The sequence below is a fragment of the Achromobacter spanius genome (genome assembly GCF_039673305.1).
Taxonomy (GTDB): domain Bacteria; phylum Pseudomonadota; class Gammaproteobacteria; order Burkholderiales; family Burkholderiaceae_B; genus Achromobacter; species Achromobacter spanius_F.
In genome coordinates, this window is sequence record NZ_JBDJLJ010000005.1 from 178572 (window position 1) to 198064 (window position 19493).

General features: G+C 68.6%; 18 protein-coding genes. 9 read left to right on the forward strand and 9 right to left on the reverse strand.

Annotated features, from left to right (window positions below; translation table 11 throughout):
* Positions 1-168: 168 nt before the first annotated feature.
* Positions 169-1011, forward strand: a complete 843-nt coding sequence (locus ABE485_RS07515; RefSeq protein WP_346514661.1) for a hypothetical protein — start codon at positions 169-171, stop codon at positions 1009-1011.
* Positions 1012-1042: 31 nt separating this feature from the next.
* On the opposite strand, the gene ABE485_RS07520 is transcribed toward ABE485_RS07515, so the two are convergent.
* The 4 genes from ABE485_RS07520 to ABE485_RS07535 form a co-directional block, all read right to left on the reverse strand.
* Positions 1043-2215, reverse strand: coding sequence for a GGDEF domain-containing protein (locus tag ABE485_RS07520; protein WP_346514663.1), 1173 nt, complete (start codon positions 2213-2215; stop codon positions 1043-1045).
* A 212-nt stretch (positions 2216-2427) separates the two neighbouring features.
* Positions 2428-2907: a VOC family protein gene (locus ABE485_RS07525; protein ID WP_346514665.1), complete on the reverse strand. Its 480-nt coding sequence runs from the start codon at positions 2905-2907 to the stop codon at positions 2428-2430.
* Positions 2908-3023: 116 nt separating this feature from the next.
* Positions 3024-3767: an SDR family NAD(P)-dependent oxidoreductase gene (locus ABE485_RS07530; RefSeq protein ID WP_346514667.1), complete on the reverse strand. Its 744-nt coding sequence runs from the start codon at positions 3765-3767 to the stop codon at positions 3024-3026.
* 8 nt (positions 3768-3775) lie between these two features.
* The gene (locus tag ABE485_RS07535; protein ID WP_346514669.1) at positions 3776-4654 is read right to left on the reverse strand and encodes a PhzF family phenazine biosynthesis protein; all 879 of its coding nucleotides are present in this window, start codon (positions 4652-4654) and stop codon (positions 3776-3778) included.
* A gap of 194 nt (positions 4655-4848) precedes the next feature.
* Here ABE485_RS07535 and ABE485_RS07540 point away from each other — a divergent pair, with 194 nt between their 5' ends.
* Positions 4849-5421 (forward strand): isochorismatase family cysteine hydrolase, encoded by a 573-nt coding sequence (locus tag ABE485_RS07540; protein WP_346514671.1) that lies wholly within the window; start codon positions 4849-4851, stop codon positions 5419-5421.
* Between the two features lie 14 nt (positions 5422-5435).
* On the opposite strand, the gene proP is transcribed toward ABE485_RS07540, so the two are convergent.
* Positions 5436-6968, reverse strand: coding sequence for a glycine betaine/L-proline transporter ProP (gene proP / locus ABE485_RS07545; protein ID WP_346514673.1), 1533 nt, complete (start codon positions 6966-6968; stop codon positions 5436-5438).
* 164 nt (positions 6969-7132) lie between these two features.
* On the opposite strand from proP, the gene ABE485_RS07550 reads away from it, so the two are divergent.
* Positions 7133-7591, forward strand: a complete 459-nt coding sequence (locus ABE485_RS07550) for a MaoC family dehydratase (RefSeq protein WP_346514675.1) — start codon at positions 7133-7135, stop codon at positions 7589-7591.
* A gap of 36 nt (positions 7592-7627) precedes the next feature.
* On the opposite strand, the gene ABE485_RS07555 is transcribed toward ABE485_RS07550, so the two are convergent.
* Positions 7628-8032 (reverse strand): RidA family protein, encoded by a 405-nt coding sequence (locus tag ABE485_RS07555; protein ID WP_346514677.1) that lies wholly within the window; start codon positions 8030-8032, stop codon positions 7628-7630.
* A 142-nt stretch (positions 8033-8174) separates the two neighbouring features.
* On the opposite strand from ABE485_RS07555, the gene ABE485_RS07560 reads away from it, so the two are divergent.
* Positions 8175-9092 (forward strand): LysR family transcriptional regulator, encoded by a 918-nt coding sequence (locus ABE485_RS07560; RefSeq protein ID WP_346514679.1) that lies wholly within the window; start codon positions 8175-8177, stop codon positions 9090-9092.
* A gap of 34 nt (positions 9093-9126) precedes the next feature.
* Here ABE485_RS07560 and ABE485_RS07565 read toward each other — a convergent pair whose 3' ends face one another.
* The 3 genes from ABE485_RS07565 to ABE485_RS07575 are packed head-to-tail and all read right to left on the reverse strand — an operon-like array spanning position 9127 to position 13797.
* On the reverse strand, positions 9127-10278 hold the full coding sequence (locus tag ABE485_RS07565; RefSeq protein WP_346514681.1) for an acyl-CoA dehydrogenase family protein: 1152 nt from the start codon (positions 10276-10278) through the stop codon (positions 9127-9129).
* A 41-nt stretch (positions 10279-10319) separates the two neighbouring features.
* Complete coding sequence (locus ABE485_RS07570) at positions 10320-12401, reverse strand: acetate--CoA ligase family protein (RefSeq protein WP_346514683.1); 2082 nt, start codon at positions 12399-12401, stop codon at positions 10320-10322.
* Positions 12402-12441: 40 nt separating this feature from the next.
* On the reverse strand, positions 12442-13797 hold the full coding sequence (locus tag ABE485_RS07575; protein ID WP_346514684.1) for an MmgE/PrpD family protein: 1356 nt from the start codon (positions 13795-13797) through the stop codon (positions 12442-12444).
* A 230-nt stretch (positions 13798-14027) separates the two neighbouring features.
* On the opposite strand from ABE485_RS07575, the gene ABE485_RS07580 reads away from it, so the two are divergent.
* The 5 genes from ABE485_RS07580 to ABE485_RS07600 all read left to right on the forward strand — a co-directional run bounded on the left by ABE485_RS07580 (position 14028) and on the right by ABE485_RS07600 (position 19482).
* Complete coding sequence (locus tag ABE485_RS07580) at positions 14028-14921, forward strand: NAD(P)-dependent oxidoreductase (RefSeq protein WP_346514685.1); 894 nt, start codon at positions 14028-14030, stop codon at positions 14919-14921.
* 48 nt (positions 14922-14969) lie between these two features.
* Positions 14970-15947, forward strand: coding sequence for a Bug family tripartite tricarboxylate transporter substrate binding protein (locus tag ABE485_RS07585; RefSeq protein WP_346514686.1), 978 nt, complete (start codon positions 14970-14972; stop codon positions 15945-15947).
* Positions 15948-17378: an NAD-dependent succinate-semialdehyde dehydrogenase gene (locus tag ABE485_RS07590; protein WP_346514687.1), complete on the forward strand. Its 1431-nt coding sequence runs from the start codon at positions 15948-15950 to the stop codon at positions 17376-17378.
* Positions 17379-17464: 86 nt separating this feature from the next.
* The gene (locus ABE485_RS07595) at positions 17465-18670 is read left to right on the forward strand and encodes an ABC transporter substrate-binding protein (RefSeq protein WP_346514688.1); all 1206 of its coding nucleotides are present in this window, start codon (positions 17465-17467) and stop codon (positions 18668-18670) included.
* Positions 18667-19482 (forward strand): N-acyl homoserine lactonase family protein, encoded by an 816-nt coding sequence (locus tag ABE485_RS07600; RefSeq protein WP_346514689.1) that lies wholly within the window; start codon positions 18667-18669, stop codon positions 19480-19482. The genes ABE485_RS07595 and ABE485_RS07600 overlap by 4 nt, the downstream gene beginning before the upstream one ends.
* Positions 19483-19493: the final 11 nt, after the last annotated feature.

A 19493-nucleotide genomic window follows, 5' to 3' on the forward strand; every position in this document is an offset into this window, starting at 1 on the left:
CCTCTGGAACCCGCCTCGCGTCGCCATTCGGCGTGACCCCAGGCGGCTTGCGCACGCGGCGTTCACACGACGCATCCGACGCGCTTTTAAACACTGAGAGACGAGTCCATGGCTTTTTCGCGAAAGTCCCACGCAAAGGTTTGGCCCGCCCGCAAGACGGCGGCCGGCATGCTTGCCGCCGCCACCCTGGCAGCCACGTCCGCGGCCTATGCGCCCGCGCGCGTGAACGCCGCGCCGCAAGAAGCGGCCCAACCCCAGGGCGCCATTGCGCCGCCCGACGGCGGCACCGTCCTGTACTTCATCCATCAGATCGACGGCAAGGGCGCCACGTCCTACGAAGTCGCCAACCGCAGCATCGCCACCTACTGGTTCGGCCATGCGTTCGAACTGGAAGGCACCCGGTATTTCACCGGCTTTGCGTGGGAAACCGCGGAGCGCTACGGCAAGCCCGGCGAAGACGATATCGCGCCCACCACGCCCGTCAACCTGTCCGAGGCCACCTTCATCCTGGCCAACCCCACGTCTGACCGCCCCTGGAAGTTCCGCGGCATGGAACCCACCATCGGCGAGTTCGGCGCGTACGAACGGGCGCCAGAGGTCGACACGACCCGCAAGCCGCTCGAGTACCGCACCGCCTCGGGCAAGCTGGTGCTGGCCGTGCCGACCGAGACCTTCGAGAACGGAATCACCATCGGCGCCTACACGCTCCTGGTCTTTACGCCGCCAGAGAAGCGGCAGGACGAATCCAAGGACAAGGTCTGGGCCTATGCCGGCAACGTCCTGACGGGCGAGGACAATGGTCCGGCCTGCGCCGACGGCGACGTCATGCCGTGTACCCACAGCGACGGCGCATTGACCTTCAGTGCGAACGGCAACAACGAGATGCCGCTTGTGACCGTCCAGTTCACCGGCACGACGATCTCCGGGCCGGGCAAGACCCGCAAGCTCGGCGCCGCCGACGCCGTCACCTATGCCTATGACGCCACGCGCAAGGAGTTTGTCGCCCGATAGGCGCAGGGAAAGGCCAGGCCGCGGCCGACGCTCAGACGACGGCAGGCGCTTGCGCCTGCGCCAGTTCCAGGCGGTTGCCGCCCAGCGACTTGGCGCGGTAGAGCGCCTGGTCCGCGATGGCGAGCGCATCCATGATGGTGGGCGCGTCGCCCTGGAAGCGCGCAAGGCCGATGCTGACGGTAGCCGCGATGCCGACGCCGTCGATCCGGTTCGACACCGTAACGGCGAAGCGCTCGGCGACCGCCTTGCCCAGTGTCTGCGCGAGCGGGGCGTCATCGCCCCACAGCAGCGCGGCGAACTCCTCGCCGCCAATCCGCGCAAGTATGGCGTCGGGCCCCAGCACCTCGCGCGCGATTTCGGCAAAAGCCTTGAGCACTTCATCGCCCGCCTGGTGGCCGTAGCGGTCGTTGACGGACTTGAAGTGGTCCAGGTCGAACGCCAGGACCGACACCGCCCCCCGCCCTTCCTTGCCGTTGAAGATGCGCGCGCCCTGCTCGAAGAACCAGCGCCGGTTGCCCAGGCGGGTCAGGTAGTCGGTCTGGGATTCCTGCAGCAGCTGGCCGTGGGTTTCGTCGCGGATGAGCTTGAGCAGCGTCATCGGCAGCACCACGGAATACAGCACGCCTTCGTAGATGGTGAGTTTGCCCACCAGCGCCTGGATCTCCTGGCCGGGCTGCGTCGCGAACCAGGGCAGGATGAACGCGCGGGCGGCATATAGGGCGGTGTGCACGCCGGCCACCGCCACGACGATGTAGCGCGACTGCAGCGGCTTCATTGCCCGGCACCGCAACATCTCCCAGGCCGTCAGGCCGCTGATGAGCGCGATCGGCACCGAGCTGACGTAGGTCCACATGACGTCCAGCCAGCGTACGCCGCCGACGCCCCACACCAGCGCCATGCCGGCCAGGATGACCAGCGAGGTGCGCCGGTAGTGCCGGCCGCTGAGCGCGGCCACGCCATTGAGTATCAGCATATACCCGCCCAGGATGACCAGGTTGCTGAGGGCCGAGCCTGTCACGCCGGGCAGATCGCGGCGGTACAGCGCCGCAGCGCAGCCGATCGCCAGCGTGGCGAATCCTGAAGCCAGGATCCGCAGTTCCTTGCGGCGCTTGGGATTGGCCCGCAGCTCCCAGAACATCATTCCGGCGCTGGCGAGCAGCGTTCCGATGGCCAGGAAATAAAGGGTGAGAAGATCGACGTACATCTCGGCAGTGAGGAGATTGCGCCGAAATATCGCGGCGGCAGCCGGATTTTACGGGGAAAACGCGGTTGCTCCTCCTTCCGGATTGCGCGGGCCCGGCCGCCCGGGGGCAACCCAGGCGGCAGGTACAGTTGTCTCAGGCAGTCATCAAACCGCAGGATTTCCGGTTTAAGGAACTCGGCGTCCCCAATGGGATACGCGTTCCGGCACCGCCGTCAGCCCCGCCGCGCCGCCAAGATCGCCGCGATGTCGATCTTCTTCATGGTCATCATGGCCTCGAACGCCCGCTTGGCCGCGGCCTGGTCCAGGTCGGTGACCGCCTCCATCAGGGCGCGGGGCGTGATCTGCCATGACACGCCCCATTTGTCCCGGCACCAGCTGCATTCGCGTTCTTCGCCGCCGTTGCCGACGATGGCGTTCCACAGACGGTCGGTTTCGGCCTGGTCTTCCGTCAGGACCTGGAACGAGAAGGCCTCGTTGTGCTGGACGCCGGGACCGCCGTTCAGGCCCAGGCAGGGAATGCCCATGACCGTGAATTCCACCATCAGGACATCGCCCTGCTTGCCGGCGGGATAGTCGCCGGGCGCGCGATGGACCGCGCCGACCGCGCTGTCCGGAAACGTCTTGGCATAGAACGTGGCGGCGTCGAGCGCGGCGCCGTCGTACCAGATGCAAATCGTGTTTTTGCTGGCCATCCTGGTTCTCCTGAAAGGGAAAGTGATGCGCTCAAACCCTGATGCAATGCGCGACGTTCAAGCATAGACCACGATGCGCCGCGCGGAAAACCCGTTGCGACGGACGTGCGGGCCGCTCAGGTGAGATTCAATCCGCCGTCCGAGAGCAGGATCTCGCCGGTCAGATAGTCCGAAGCCACCAGCATGGCGACGGCCTGCGCGATGTCTTCGGGGGTAGCCGCCCTGCGCATGGGGGACCGCTCGTTCCAGAGCTTGCGGGCATCGGTCCAGTCTGCTGTCAGCGGCGTGTCCACCAGGCCGGGCGCGATCGCGTTGACGCGGATGTCGGGCGCCAGGGACAGCGCGAGCAGGCGCGTGACATGGTTGAGCGCCGCCTTGGTGGCCGAATACGGAATGGACGCGCCCTTGGGGCGCACGCCGGCGTGGGAGCTGACATTGACCACGCAAGCCGGCCTGCCGCGCGCGGCGGCCTCGCGCAGCGCGGGCTGTGCTTCGGCCACCAGCCGGAACGGCGCGACGACATTGACCTCGTGCAGCGCCTGCCAGATTTCGGGCGTGGCCGCCATGAGATCCGCGTGCGGAATCACGCGGCTGATCCCGGCATTATTGACCAGGACGTCCAGCCGCCCCCAGACGCCGGTGGCTTCCCGGATGAGCCTGACGCGGTCGGCGTCGTTGGCAAGGTCCGCCTGGACGTAGGCCGCGGCGCCCAGCTCCTGCGCCAAGGCCTGCCCGGCCTGCACGGACGTTCTTGAATGCACGACGACGGCGTATCCGTCCCTGGACAGACGCCGCGCGATCGCGGCGCCGATGCCTGACGTGGAGCCGGTGACCAGCGCGACGGGAGTCTCGGTTCTCATGGCGCCTTTCAAACGACGATGTTTCCGTCGATGCACGTCACTGACTGTCCGCCCACGCGTATCGTGTCCGCGCCGTCGAACGAAATGCGCAGCCTGCCCGACCGGCCGACGACCGCGCCCTGCGTGCTGAGATACTCGGTTCCGAACTGCGCGATCTGCCCGGCGTCGCGAATGAACGCCGCGACCGAGCCATTGCCGCTGCCGCAGACCGGGTCTTCGTTGGCGCCCAGGCTGGGCGCGAAGGCGCGCACCTCGATGGCGGATTCCGCGCCCTCGCCGTATGCGCCATACACCACGATGCCCGCGGCCTGGTTGCCGCGGTCGAACTCGGCCATGCGGGCGAAGTCGGGCTTGAGGGTCAGCACCGCCTGCGCGCTGGCCATTTGCGCAATCGTCCATACGGGGCCCACATTGACCCGCTTGGGAACCGGGTCTCGCAGCACCGCGGCGCCCAGGATGGCCTCCAGTTCGTCCACCTGCGCGGGGTCGAGCGGCGCCAGGCTTGCCTTGGGCAGCGTGAACGCGATCAGCGGGCTGGCGCCGTCCGAGGCCGCCACCGTCAATTCGATCAGCCCTGCGGCGCATTCCTGCACCACCCTGCCGTTGCGCGCCGCGACGCGGCCGGCCTCGAGCAGCGCGTGCGCCGTGCCCAGCGTGGGATGGCCGGCGAAAGGCAGCTCGGCCTGCGGCGTGAAGATGCGCACGCGGTAGTCGGCGCCCGGCTGCGTCGCCGGCAACACGAACGTGGTTTCGGACAGGTTCGTCCAGTTGGCGATGCGCCGCATCTGCTCGTCCGAGAGGCCCTGCGCGTCCAGCACCACGGCGACGGGGTTGCCCCGGTACGGTTCGCTGGTGAAGACGTCCACTTGCTTGAATGCCACGGTCATGATCAGGTCCTTGTGTTCAGGCGCTTGCCTAAGCGCTAGGCGCGGGCGCTGCCGCTTGCAGTCGGCGCGCCGCTGTCGGTTGGCTGATATTACGAGCCCGTCCGCCTGCGGTACAGTGACAATCCTTGCGGTCTTTATCGTTACAGTTGACGTCGCCCCCACCCGGAACGCCTGCCGCCTCCCCAGGAGACTCCATGCCGCCAAGCACTGCGATCGACCCGAAAAAAACCGCCCTGCTGGTGATGCATTACCAGACCGACATCACACGCCTGTTCTCCACCGCCGCGCCCGCCCTGCTGTCCAACACCCGCCAACTCTGCGATGCCGCGCGCCGCGCGGGCGTCCTGGTCTGCTTCGCCCAGATCCGGTTCAGCCCGGGCTATCCCGAAGTCAGTCCCTTGAACAAGAACGGCCTGGGCATCCGGGATCTTGGCCTGTTCACCGCGGACGAGATCGCGCCCGAACTCGGGCGGCGCGACAGCGAACCGCTCATCATCGCGCACCGCGCCAGCGTGTTTTACGGCACGGATCTCGACGTGCGGCTGTCGGCCCGCGGCATCGACACCCTGATCATGGTGGGCATTGCCTCCACCGGCGTGGTCCTGTCGTCGGTCGCCTACGCCAGCGACGCGGACTACCGCCTGTACACGATCAAGGATTGCTGTTTCGATCCCGACGAGGTCGTGCACGAACACCTGTTTTCCACGGCATTCGCGTCGCGCACCACGGTGCTCTCGCTGGCGCAAGCCCTGGCCTTGCTGGCGTAGCGCGACACCCGCGCTCATTCGATGTCGGGATGCCGGTCCGCCAGGCGTTGGCGGCGCACTCTCAGGGCCTCGAGCTTCTCTTCCAGCGCCGCGATCTCGGCGTCGACATCCTGCACGCTCTGCTCGATGTGCTCGTAGGCCTGCTGCAGCAGCACCTTGGCCTCGCGGCGGCTGGACGCGGTGGGCGTTTCGCCGCGCAGCGGCCGGTTGGCCGTCTCGGGCAGGAAGAACGATGTGATCAGCCCGATCACCGACGCCGCCATCAGGTAGTAGGCCGGCATCATCAGGTTCTCGGTTTCTTCCACCAGCCACGCGGCCACCGTGGGCGTGAGCCCGGCGAAGATGATGGCCACGTTGAACGAGCTGGCCAGCGCGCTGTAGCGGATGCGCGTGGGAAACAGCGCCGGCAGCGTCGCCGCCATGATGCCGATCAGGCAGTTCAGGAACACGGCGATGAGCAGCAGGCCCAGGAAGATCAGGCCGGTGTTGTCGCTGCCGATGAGCCAGAACGCCGGGATCGCCGACACCAGCAGGCCCAGGCTGCCCGCCAGCAGAAAGGGCTTGCGGCCGATCTTGTCGCTGATGAAGCCGACCACAGGCTGCACGAACAGCATGCCCACCATGACCACCACGATGATGAGCACGCCGTGGCCCTCGGTGTAGCCCAGGCTGCCCGACAGGTACGTGGGCATGTAGGTCAGCAGCATGTAGTAGGTGATGTTGGTCACCAGCACCACGCCGATGCTGACCAGCAGCGCGCGCCGGTACTTGGCGAAGATCTCGCGGAACGACACCGTGGGCTTTTCCTGCACGGCGTCGCGGTCTTCCTTTTCCATGCGTTCGAGCTGCTGGGTGAAGGCCGGCGTTTCCTCGGCCGCATGGCGCAGGTACAGGCCCAGCAGGCCCAGCGGCCCGGCCACGAAGAACGGAATGCGCCAGCCCCAGTCCAGGAAGGTCTGGTCGCCCAGCATGGTCTGCAGCAGCACGACCATGCCGGCGCCCACCACGAAGCCGGCGATGGAGCCGAAGTCCAGCCAGCTGCCCAGGAAGCCGCGCTGCCTGTCGGGCGCGTACTCGGCCACGAAGACGGCCGCGCCGGTGTATTCGCCGCCCACCGAGAAGCCTTGCGCCAGCTTGCACAGCAGCAGCAGGATGGGCGCCCACAGCCCGATGGTCTCGTACGACGGAATCAGCCCGATGCAGAAGGTGCTGATCGCCATGATGATGATGGTGAGCGACAGCACTTTCTGCCGCCCGAAGCGGTCGCCCATGACGCCGAAGAAGATGCCGCCCAGCGGCCGCACCAGGAATGGCACCGAGAACGTGCCCAGCGCCGCGATGGTCTGCACCGCGGGAGAAGCATCCGGAAAAAACACCTTGCCCAGCGCGAAGGCCACGAAGCCGTAGACGCCGAAGTCGAACCATTCCATCGCATTGCCAAGCGCCGCGGCCGTCACGGCCTTCTTCAGCTTGGTGTTGTCGATGACCGTGATGTCGCCGATCTCGAGCGGCCGGACCTCTTGTGCCGCTGGTGTGGTTTCTGCCATGGCTCGCCATCCATAAACTCGACATGCCGATTATGGACCTGAAATCCCCGACGGTCATCGTCCCCGCCCGCGCGGCGCGCAAACCGGGCGCCGCGCGCCGCGTTGCGCGCCGCAGGGCGTGCGCACATAATTCGTCCACGCAGACACACGCCTGGAGCCCCGGCATGCAAGAAAACCTGAACCCGCCGCTGATCTACCTGGAAGACCTGGCCGTCGGAGACGTCTTCGTCAGCAAGACGCATGCCCTGGATGCCGCGCAGATCATCGCCTTCGCGTCCCAGTTCGATCCGCAGCCTTTCCACCTGGACGCGCAGGCCGCGCGCGACACGCTGTTCCAGGGCCTTGCGGCCAGCGGCTGGCACACGGCGGCCCTGACCATGAAGCTGCTGGTCGAAAGCTTTCCCGTCGCCCAGGGCGTGATCGGCGCGGGGGCCGAAGTCGCCTGGCCCCAGCCCACCCGCCCCGACGACGTGGTCAAGGTGACGAGCACCGTGCTGAGCATCACGCCGTCGCGCTCCAAACCCGACCGCGCCATCGTCGTGGTGGAATCCGTCACGTCGAACCAGCGCGACGAGGCCCTGCAGAAGCTGACGAGCAAGGTCGTCGTGTTCCGCAGGCCGTGACGCGATCGGCGGGCCGCCAGCGTGTTTTTCGCCGGGTCACGCCGCGGCGCCCTCCGGCAGTTTGGCGATCACCTTGATCTCGAACTGGAAACCGTAAAGCCACGTCACGCCCACGGCCGTGATCGTCGGATGCGGCGCGGCGCCCCAGAATTCCGGCACCACTTCCCACATGGTTTCGAACTGCGACTGCGGATCGACCATGAAGACGGTCACGTCGACCACATCGTCGAAGGTGATGCCCGCCGCCTCCAGGATGGCGTTCAGGTTCTGGAACGCCAGCCGGACCTGCTTGCGCAGATCGGGTTCGGGCGATCCGTCCTCCAGGCTGCCGACCTGGCCGGATAGGAACAGGAAGCCATTGGAACGGACCGCCGGGGAATAGCGGTTGCGCTCGTAGAGCGCGTGGCGGGTCGGGGGAAACACAACATCGCGGGTCGTCATCAGGAATCTCCAAGTGTGGGCCGAAACCAGCCCGTATTGACCATGAGGAAACTCTAAAGGCCCCCGCCCGCCGGATAAACGGCCGACTTCACCCAGCACTATTTGTAGAATCCAAACAATCACCGAACGCACTGGAGCCGCCATGGACCGTTTCGATGCAATGACCGCCTTCGCGCGCGTGGTGGAGACCGGCAGTTTCACCAAGGCGGCCGAGACCCTGCGCATGAGCAAGACCACCGTGACGCAGCTAGTGCAGCAGCTCGAGGCGCGGCTGCGCGTCCGGCTGCTGAACCGCACGACGCGCAAGGTCAACGTCACCGCCGACGGCGCCGCCTATTACGACCGCGTGATACGGCTGCTGGCCGACATGGACGATGCCGAGACCAGCCTGTCCAGCGCGTCCGAGGCGCCGCGCGGCCGCCTGCGCGTGGACGTGCCCAGCCCGCTGGCGCGCATGGTGCTGGTGCCGGCCTTGCCGGCCTTCCACGCCCGCTATCCCGACATCCAGCTGGACATGGGCGTCAGCGACCGCATCGTCGACCTGATCGGCGAGAACGTCGACTGCGTGGTGCGCGGCGGCGAGCTGGCGGACCAGTCCCTGATGGCGCGCCGCGTCGGCGACCTGCGGCTGGGCGTCTACGCCGCGCCCGCCTACCTGAAACGCGCGGGAACGCCCGCGCACCCGCGCGACCTTGAAGATTCGCACCACCGCATCGTCGGCTTCCTGTGGGCGCGCACCGGCAGGGCCCTGCCCTACGCCATGCGCCGCGGCGACGACAGCGTCAACGTGCATGGCCGCTACATCCTGGCGGTGGACGACGGCAACGCCTACCTGGCCGCCGGCCTGGCGGGCATGGGCGTGATATGGCTGCCCGACTACATGGCCCGCGACCACGCCGCGCGCGGCGAGCTCACGCCCGTCTTCGAGGACTGGCAGCTCGACCCGATGCCCATGTACGTGGCGTTTCCGCCCAACCGCCACGTCAGCGCCAAGCTGCGCGCCTTCATCGACTGGATCGTCGAACTGATGGGGACCTATGCGCCCCCGCGCGCGCAGTAGGCGCTGACGGCTCGGCTGCGCCGGGCCTGCCCGTTCAGCGCGGCGGGCGCTGCGGGAAGCTGCGCTCGAAGACCCCTTCCGCGATGCGGTTCTTCAGGATCTCGATCGATCCGCCGGCGATCATCCAGCCCCGGCAGCGGCGCACGCAGTATTCAACCAGGGACTCGCGGCTGTAGCCCAGACCGCCCAGCACCTGCAGGGCGTCGTTGGCGACGTCGAAGCCCACCTGGTTGCAATAGGCCTTGGCGATCGCGGTTTCCGTGGCGGACGGGAAACCGGTGTCCGCGCCGGTCGCAGCCCGGTACAGCAGCAGTTGCGCGGCGTCCAGCTTGATGCGCATGTCCGCGAACTTCCACTGCAGGCCCTGGAATTCGCACAGCAGGCGCCCGAACTGTTTGCGCTGCAGGGCCCAGTTGCGCGCTTCCTCGAACGCATAGCGGCCCAGCGCCAGCGAGCGCGCGGTATTGCCGATGCGCTCGACGTTGAAGCCCGCGATCTGCTTCTTGAAGCCGCCCTCGCCCAACACGACCATGTCGTCCGGCACGAACACGTTGTCGAAGAAGATCTCGACCCATTCCTCGCCCGACATGAAGGCCGAACGCTTGCCCAGCTTCACGCCTTCGTCCCGCGTGCCGATCAGCACCGAGCCGATGCCGCCCGTGCCCGGCCCGAAGCGCACGTAGGCCAGGATCACGCTGGCGTGCGGGCCATGGGTGGTGAAGATCTTGGTGCCGTTGATGCGCCAGCCGCCGTCGGCGCGCGTCGCGCTGGTCTTCAGTTCGGTCACGGCCGAGCCGGCGTCCGGCTCGGTCATGCCCACCGAGATCAGCCCTTCGCCGGCCAGCAGGCCGGTCAGGTACTTCTGCTTTTGCAGCGGACTGCCGTACTCGGCCAGCACGCGGATGGCGCCGAAGTTGCCGGCCTGCACCACGTCGGCGCTGCGCGGACACACGGACGCCACGGTCTCGATGGCGATGACGGCGTCCATCAGCGAGCCGCCGACGCCTCCGTCTTCCTGCGCGACGGTGATGCCCAGCAGTCCCTGGCCGGCCATCTTGCGGGCGATGTCCCAGGGATAGTCGTCGGAATGCGCGCGCTCCACCGCGCCGTCGCGCAGTTCGCGGTCGGCAAAGCGGCGCACGGCCGTCTGGAAGTCCTGTTGTTCCGGAGTCAGTTTGAAGTCCATCTTATGTTTCCTGTGGCAAGAATGGGAATGCGGACGGCCTGTCAGGCCAGGCGGACCAGGCCGTCCACGGCGACCACGCCATCGGCGCGGACGAACAAGGGGTTGATTTCGGCTTCCTCGACACGCGCACCGGCGATCAGCGCCAGCCGCGAGAACGCGGCAATGGCGTGGGCCAGCGCTTCGCAATCGCCTTCGGGCAGGCCGCGGAAGCCGCGCACCAGCCGGGTCTGGCGCACGTCGAGGATCATGCCCCGAGCCTCCTCCACGCTGACCGGGGCCAGGCACAGGGCATAGTCGGGCGCCAGTTCGGCGGCGATGCCGCCGGCGCCCAGCAGCACCGTCGGTCCGACCAGCGGGTCGTGCCGGTAGCCCAGGATCAGTTCGATCAGGCGGCTCTCCATGGGCTGGACCAGGATGCCGTCCACCGCGGCGTGCGGCGCATGCCGCAGGACCGCCGCGCGCATCTCGTCCACGGCCCGAGCCAGGGCCGCATCGTCGGCGATGCCGACGCGCACGGCGCCCAGCTCGGTCTTGTGGGCCAGGTCGCGCGAGCAGACCTTGGCGACGACCGGGTACGGAACGGCATGGGCCAGCGCACCGGGCGCCAGCAGCTCCCCCTGCGCGACGGGCACCCCCAGGCTGCGGAACAGCGCGCCGGCTTCAAATTCGCTGAGCATGCCCCGGCGCGGCAGGCCGTCCGGCCAGGCCACGCCCGCGCCCTGGACGGGCGGCGCGCCGGCGGGCATGAAGAACACCGACAGCGCGTCGGCGCAGGCTTCCGGCGTGCGAAAGGCCGCGATGCCGCCCTGCCGCAGCAAGGCCAGCGACTCGGGCGCTTCCGGCGCCAGGAATACCGCCAGAGGCTTGCCGGCAGGCTTGTCGGCCTCCAGCAGAGGCTGCACGGCCAGGCCCGGATGGAACTGCGCCGAGGATCCGACGACGCTCAGCACGGCGTCGCACCAGTCGGCGCGCAGGAGCGCTTCCAGCAGCATTTTGTATTGCGCGCTGGTGGCCGCCAGCGTCAGGTCGATGACGGGCGTCTCGCGGATCTTCAGGCCCTGCTCCGCGATCATGCGCACGAAATCGGGCGGCGGCGCCACGGCCGCCAGGCCGCGCAGGCCCAGGTTGTCGACGACCGTCGCCGCGCCTCCACCCGTGGTGGTGATGACCGCCACCCGCGCCACGGCATCGTCCGGCGCATGCGCGCGCGGGCGACGGGCGTAGCGCGCGGCCAGGGGCGCCATCTCGAACAGGGTCTCCAGGTGCTGGACCCGCATCACGCCGTGCGCCTTCAGGAAGGCATCGACGGCCGCGTCGTTGCCGGCCATGGCGCCGGTGTGCGATTGCGCCAGCGCGTCGCCCTGCTCGGAACGGCCCAGCTTGTAGGCGATCACCGGCTTGCCCGCGTCACGCGCGCGCGCCAGCGCGCGGGCCAGCTCGGGCGCATCGCGCAGGGTTTCCAGGAACAGCAGGATGACTTCGCTCTGCGGGTCGTCCACCAGCGCGCCCACCACGTCGCCGACCGTGATGTCGCTTTCATTGCCCACGGACACCGACTTCGAGAATCCGAAGCCGCGCGCGGCGGCGCGTGACAGCAGCGATCCCATCATCGATCCGCTCTGGGACACCAGCGCGATGTTGCCGGGCAGCAGCGTGTCGGCCTCGAAGGCGGCATTGACGGACAGGATGCAGCCGGCATGCAGGTCGGCCAGGCCGATGCTGTTGGGGCCCAGCAGGCGCAGGCCCAGTTCGCGGGCCTGGCGCACCAGGTCCGCCTGCCGGGCCAACCCGTCCGGCCCGGTCTCGCCAAAGCCGTCGGAATAGACCGTCACGATGCGTGCGCCGGCCCGGGCGCAGTCCGGCAGCAAGGCGGCGACGCCGTCGCCCGGGATCATGATGAAGACGTGGTCGACCGGCCCGGGCAGCCCGGCCAGCGACGGATAGGCGCGCTCGCCCAGGATGTCCGCGCGCGCGGCATTGATGGGATAGATGGCGCCGGTGTAGCCGTGTTTGCGCATGAACCGCAGCGGGCGCGCGGTGTTCTTGCGCGCGTCGCCCGAAGCGCCCACCAGGGCGATGGCGCGCGGGGACAGCAGCGCGTCGGCGAAGGAAGTGGAAGACATGGAGGTGGCAGTCGTCATAAAGGCCGGAGGGAGTGGGAATTCAAGGCTGGGGCATGTCGGCCGCCAGGCGCAGCGCGCGCACCGGCATGGCGTCAAGGCGCCAGACCGCGTCGCGCAGCGCGTGCGCGCGGGCGCGGCCCAGCACGGGGCCGGCGAGTTCGGCGAACTTGTCGTTCAGGTCCGCGTCCGACAGCGGCGATTCGGGATCGCCCTTGCGGTAAGGAGCATGGTGTTCCAGCACCTTGCCGCCGTGCGTCGTGGCAGTCAGCCGGGCGGCGCGCATCTTCGGAAATCCGGCGGTCAATGCCGGGTCTGCCCGCAGATCCAGCCGCTGCATCAGGGCGCGCACCTGCGGGTCGCGCAGGCGCTCGTCGCCAAAGGCGTCCAGCCTTACCGACCCGTGGACCAGCGCATGCGCCACCACGTACGGCAGGCTGAACTTGGCCTCGAAGGCGGTTGCCGGCTGGAAATTGCCCGTGACGTCCAGCGCCGTCTGGTAGGCGTCCACGCGCAGCGAGGCCACGTCCTGCGGCCGCAGCCCGCGTTCGCGCAACGCCAGCGCGGCGTCGATCGCGGCGAAGGTGTGGCCGCAGCAGCCGTGGTTTTTCTGCGTGATGGACAGGATGTTGTAACGCTCGCCCAGCCCGGCCGTGGCGACGGACCAGTCGGGGTCCCGCGCCAGGGCCGCACCGAAGCCGACCTCGCCTTCCAGGATGTCCGGCACCCCCGTGATGCCGTGCGCGGCGCCCTGCCCAGCCCGCACGCCGACCTCGGCGGCGTGGCCCGCATGCAGCGCCTTGCTCATGGCATCCGACCGGAAGGCCTGCTGCAGGCCGCTGGCCAGGGTGCCGGCGGTGGCCAGCGCGTGCAGCATGACCTGCGCGTCGCCCGGCGCACACAAGGCTGCCGCGGCGGCGGCGCTGCCAAAACAGCCCACGGTGCCCGTCGTATGGAAATACCGGTAATGGGCGGGCTGCACCGCCGCGCCGATGCGCGTGGAGATCTCGTAGCCCACCACGATCGCCTGCAGCAGCGCAAGCCCGCCGGCATCGTGCTCCTCGGCCAGCGCCAGCGCCGCGGCGATGGTCGGGCAGCCCGGGTGGTAGATCGCGTCGCGGAAGATGTCGTCGAATTCCACCGCATGCGACACGCTGCCGTTGATCCAGGCCGCCGTGGCGGCAAAGGCGGTGGTCGCGCAGCCCGGCAGGCTGGACGCGCCCGAACCGAGTTCGGCGCCGTGCGCGCCCAACAGTTGCTGGCATGGCGCGGCGCGGGTGCCGGGATACAGCGCCGACAGCCAGTCCAGGAAGGCGCGCTTGGCGTAATGGATGACCTCGTCGGGCAGCGCGCCCACCGCGTCTTTGGCGCCGTAGGCGGCGATGGAGTCCAGCAGCATTTGTCTCTCCGGAGTTATTGCGGCGCAACAAACGGGCCGCGATGTTCTGCCGATCACTCTAGGCGGCCCCGCCGTCCGAGGATTGATAAAAAGGAAAACGAGCGTTCTTGATACGCAGGGGACGGAATTGGAGAAACTTGCTTTGCCAATTTTTCATACCGGCGCTCGGGCGCAGTCCGTAAGCTGCATGGCAAGACCAAAAAAACAGACGCAATCCCAAGGAGGAAGTAATGAGCGAGACCAAGACCCCGCTGGGTTTCATCGGCCTGGGCGTCATGGGTGAACCCATGTGCGCCAACCTCGTGCGCAAGTCCGGGCACCCGGTTTACGTGACGGACATCAGCCCCGAACCCGTGGCCCGCATCGGCGCATTGGGCGCCCATGCCTGCGCATCCATCATCGAGGTGGCGCAAAGCGCCGAGATCGTGTTCCTGTCCCTGCCCAGCATCGTGCAGGTGGAACAGGTGTGCACCGGGCCGGGCGGCCTGGTCGAGGCCGCCGGCCGCGTGCGCATCGTCGTGGACATGAGCACCAGCGACGTCACGCGCACCCGCCAGCTGGCCGAGACGCTGCGCGGGCACGGCATCCTGCTGATCGACGCCCCCGTGGCCCGCATGCGCGAGGCCGCGCGCCTGGGCACCCTGATGATCACCGTGGGCGCCACCCGGAAGGACTACGACACGGTCCTGCCCTACCTGTCCTGCATGGGCACCGACGTGCTGCTGTGCGGCGGCACCGGCAACGGGCAGGTGGTGAAGATCATGAACAACATGGTGGTGTTCATGACCGTCCATGCGCTGGCCGAGGCCATCACCATTGGCCGCAGCGCCGGCGTCGACGGCGCGCTCTTGCTGGACGCGCTGAGCAAGGGTTCGGCCGACAGCTTCGTGCTGCGCAACCCGGGCCAGAAGGCGCTGGCTGCGCAGGCCTTCCCCGAGAAGACTTTCCCGACCGAGTACGCCATCAAGGACATCCTGCTTGCGCTGGAACTGGCCAGCCAGGGCGACGTGGACGCCCGCGCGGCCAAGCTGACCCACGACCTGCTGGAGCGCACCCGTGCCGCCGGCTACGTCAAGGAGTACTACCCGGTGATGGTCAAGCTGATCGAGCGCGGCTACGCGTAAGCGCCCCCCGGCGCTTCATGCGCCGCCCCTTTCCTGTCCGAGACAACCATGACACCCATGCTGCGCAGGTGGGCTTTGCCCCTGCTTGCCGTCACGATCGGCTTCAATGCCGCCGCGGCGGATTACCCGACAAAACCGATCACGCTCGTGATCGGCTTCACCGCCGGCGGCCCGACCGACGCCGTCGGCCGCTACCTGGCGCGCCAGCTTGAGACCGAGCTTGGCCAGACCATCGTCGTCGAGAACCGCGCCGGCGCAAACGGCGTCGTGGCCGTGCAGGCGGTCAAGCGCGCCCCCGCCGACGGCTACACCCTGATGCTGGGCAGCAGCGGCACGCTCTCCATCGAGCCGGTCTACAAACAGAAAGTGGACTACCAGGTGCTGAAGGACTTCCAGCCCGTCGCCCTGGTGGCCAGCTATCCCTATCTGCTGGTCGTGCCGGCGAGCTCGCCGTACCACAGCGTCCAGGAACTGATCGCCGGGGCGCGCAAGAAGCCCGGTGCGCTGACGTTCGCGTCCGCGGGCAGCGGCGCGGTGAATCACCTGGCCGGCGAATGGTTCAAGAGCGCCACCAAGGCGGACATCACCCATGTCCCCTACAAGGGGGATTCGGCGGCCATCGCCGACCTGGTGGCCGGGCGCGTGGACATGGCGTTCCTGAGCGCGATCGCCGCCATGCCGCAGGTGCAGGCCGGCAAGATGCGCGCCCTGGGCATCGCCGCGGCGCAGCCCTCCTCCGTGGCGCCGGGCGTGCCGACGGTGGCGCAGGCGGCGGACATCCCCGGCTTCACGGCCGAGCCCTGGAACGGCGTGCTGGCGCCCGCCGGCGTGCCGCCCGCGGTGACGCAGCGCCTGAACGCCGCGATCAACAAGGTGATGAGCACCCCTGACGCGCGCGACGCGCTGCTCAAGCTGGGCCAATACCCCATGACCGGCAGTCCCGAGGACTTTGCCAAACACATCGGCACGCAGACCGAGCGCTGGGCGCAGGTCATGCAGGCCAGCCACATCGCAAAGGCGGACTAGATGGAATATCCCGAACTGACCCTGCTCATCGGCGGCCGCGCCGTCCCCGCCGGCCAAAGGCCCGGCCTGGAAGTCGTCGACCCCGCCACGCAGGAGGTGCTGGGCCGCCTGCCCGTGGCGTCGACCGACGACATCGACGAAGCCCTCGAGGCCGCGCTCCGCGCCTTTCCAGGCTGGCGCGACACCGCGCCGCTGGAACGGGCGGCGATCCTGCGCCGCGCGGCCACGCGCATGCGCGAGCGCACGGCGCGGCTCGCCTGGCTGATCACGCGCGAACTGGGCAAGCCCCTGGCCGAATCCGAAAAGGAAGTCGCCACCGCCGCCGAAATGTTCGAGTGGAGCGCCGAGGAAGCGCGGCGCACCTACGGCCGCCTGATCCCCGGCCGGGTCGGCGGCATCCGCCAGATGGCCATCCCCGAGCCCGTCGGCCCGGTCGCGGCCTTCTCGGGCTGGAACGCCCCGGCGATCACGCCGTCGCGCAAGATCGCCGGCGCCCTGGCCGCGGGCTGCTCCATCGTCATCAAGCCCTCCGAGGAAACGCCCGCCATCGCCCTGGAGATCGGCCGTGCGCTGACGGATGCCGGCCTGCCGGCCGGCGTGCTGAACATGGTGTTCGGCGACCCCGGGGAGATTTCCCGGCGCCTGATCGCGTCTCCCGTCATCCGCATGGTGACCTTCACCGGCTCCACGTCCATCGGCCGCGAACTGGCGGTGATGGCTGCCAGCGGCCTGAAGCGCGCCACGCTGGAACTGGGCGGCCACGCGCCCGTGCTGGTGTTCGGCGACGCCGATCCGGCCAGCGCGGCGGACGCCGTCCTGGCCGCCAAGCTGCGCAATTCCGGGCAGATCTGCACATCGCCCACCCGCATGTACGTGCACGAAAGCGTGTACGAGCCCTTCGTGCAGCGCCTGGCCGACCGCGCCCGTGGCTGGCGCGTGGGCAACGGACTGGACGCCAACGTGCAGATGGGCCCGCTGGCCAACCCCCGGCGGCTGGCCGCCATGGAAACGATGGTGGCCGATGCGCTGCGGCATGGCGCGCGGCTTGCCGCGGGCGGCCAGCGCCTGGACCTGCCCGGCTGGTTCTGGGCGCCGACGGTGCTGCGCGACGCGGGGCCGGAATGCCTGGCCGCCAACACCGAGCCCTTCGGTCCGTTGGCGCTGGTGCAGCCCTTCCGCGACACGGACGAGGCCCTTGAACAGGCCAACCGCCTGCCCTTCGGGCTGGCCTCTTACGTATTCACGCGCGACGCCGCCACCGCGCGGATCGCCTCCGAACGCATCGAAAGCGGCGTCGTCTGCATCAACCACTGCCAAGCCTCGCTGCCCGAGACGCCCTTTGGCGGCGTCAAGGACAGCGGCCTGGGCAAGGAAGGCGGCGTGGAAGGCCTGCAGGAATTCATGCAGGTCAAGTATGTGAGCCAAATGTAGCCACCCGGCGGCCCCTCGCGGCCGCCGGCGTTACGCGAGCGGCGCGGCGATCGACCGCGCCGCCGGACCATCCAAAGGAGAAGACCATGCATAAGAAGATCACGGCCGCCATCGCGATGGCCGCCATGGCCGGCGCGGCGCAGGCGTCGGACGGCATATCCGACGGCGTCGTGCGCATCGGCGTGCTGACCGACATGTCGGGCGCGTATTCCGGCAACGTTGGGCCGGGGTCGGTCCTGGCGACCAAGCTCGCGATCGAGGAATTCGGCGGAAAGGTGCTGGGCAAGCCGGTGGAGATGCTGTCGGCCGACCACCTGAACAAGACCGACGTGGCCGCCAGCCGCGCCCGCGAATGGATGGACCGCGAGAAAGTGGACGTCGTGACGGAACTGGGCAACAGCGCCGTCGCCCTGGCCGTCATGAACATCGCCCGCGAAAAAGGCCGCATGACCATGGTGACCGGCGCGGGCGCCACCCGGATCACGGGCGAGGACTGCTCGCCCAACAACGTCCAATGGGTCTATGACACCTACGCGCTCGCCAAGGTGGGCACCCTGCCCCTGGTCGAGGCTGGCGCGAAGAAGTGGTACTTCGTCACCGCCGACTACGCCTTCGGGCACTCGCTGGAAAACGACGGCATGCGTTTCGTGAAGGACGGCGGCGGCTCGGTGGCGGGTTCCTCGCGCTATCCGTTTCCGGGCAACGACTTCGCCTCCTTCCTGCTGTCGGCGCAGTCCAGCAAGGCCGACGCGGTGGCGTTCGCCAGCGCGGGCGCCGACCTGCAGAACGAGATCAAGCAGGCGCGCGAATTCGGCCTGGCGGCCAGGCAGAAGCTGGTGGCGATGCTGATGAGCATCACCGACGTGCACGGCGTCGGCCTGGACGCCGGCCAGGGCATGACCTTCGCGGAAACCTTCTACTGGGACATGGACGACGAAACCCGGGCCTTCGCCCAGCGCTTCTTCAAGGCGTCCGGCAAGATGCCGACGGCGCTGCAGGCCGGCCAGTACTCCGCCGTGCTGAACTACCTGCGGGCGGTGGAGAAATCGGGCTCCGACAACGTGGACACCGTCATGAAGACGCTGCGCGGCATGCCGATCCATGACGCCTTCGCGCGCAACGCCCGCCTGCGGGAAGACGGCAAGCTCATCCACGACACCTATGTGGTGGAGGTGAAATCGCCCCAGGAATCCAAGGCTGCCTGGGACTACTACAAGATCGTCAAGACCGTGCCGGGCGACCAGGCGTTCATGCCCCTGTCCGAAAGCCAGTGCAAGCTGGTCAGGCAATGACGCCCGCGCCGCAGGCGGCGGGCGTCCTGCCCGCCTACGAGGCCTACGCGATCCGCTACGCCAGCGTGACGCGGCGCGCGGCCGACAATTTCCTGTCGCGCGCGGATATCCACGACGGGCCGATGCCCCTGGACTTCTATTGCTGGCTGCTGCGGGGTCCGGCGGGCAATGTGCTGGTGGACACCGGGTTCAGCGCCTGCTCGGCACGCGCCCGCGACCGGGCGTTCACGCTGGCGCCCGACGCGGCGCTGGCGCGGCTGGGGCTGGCGCCCGGGGACATCGGCGACGTGGTCCTGACCCACCTGCACTACGACCATGCCGGCAATGTCGAGGCCTACCCCAACGCCCGCGTCCACCTGCAGGAGGCCGAAATGCACTACGCCACCGGCCGCTACATGTGCTTCGAATCGATGCGGCATTTTTTCTCGGTGGACGACGTGCAGTCGGTGGTGCGCCAGGTGTACGCCGGGCGCGTGCGCTTCCATGACGGCGACGCGGCGCTGGCGCCGGGGCTGGAGCTCTACCGCGTCGGCGGCCACACGCCCGGCCTGCAGGTGGTGCGCGTGCACACCGCGCGCGGGTGGGTGGTGCTGGCGTCCGACGCCCTGCATTACTACCGCAACTACACCGACAGCAATCCTTTTCCCGCCATCTTCCACCTGGGCGATATGCTGCAGGGCTATGCGCGCATCCGGACCCTGGCGGATTCCGAGGCGCACATCGTGCCCGGCCACGATCCCGCCGTGGCCGAGCGCTATCCGCGCGCCGGCGATGGCGACGGCATCTACCGCCTGGACGTACCGCCCTTGTAAAGGACAGCACC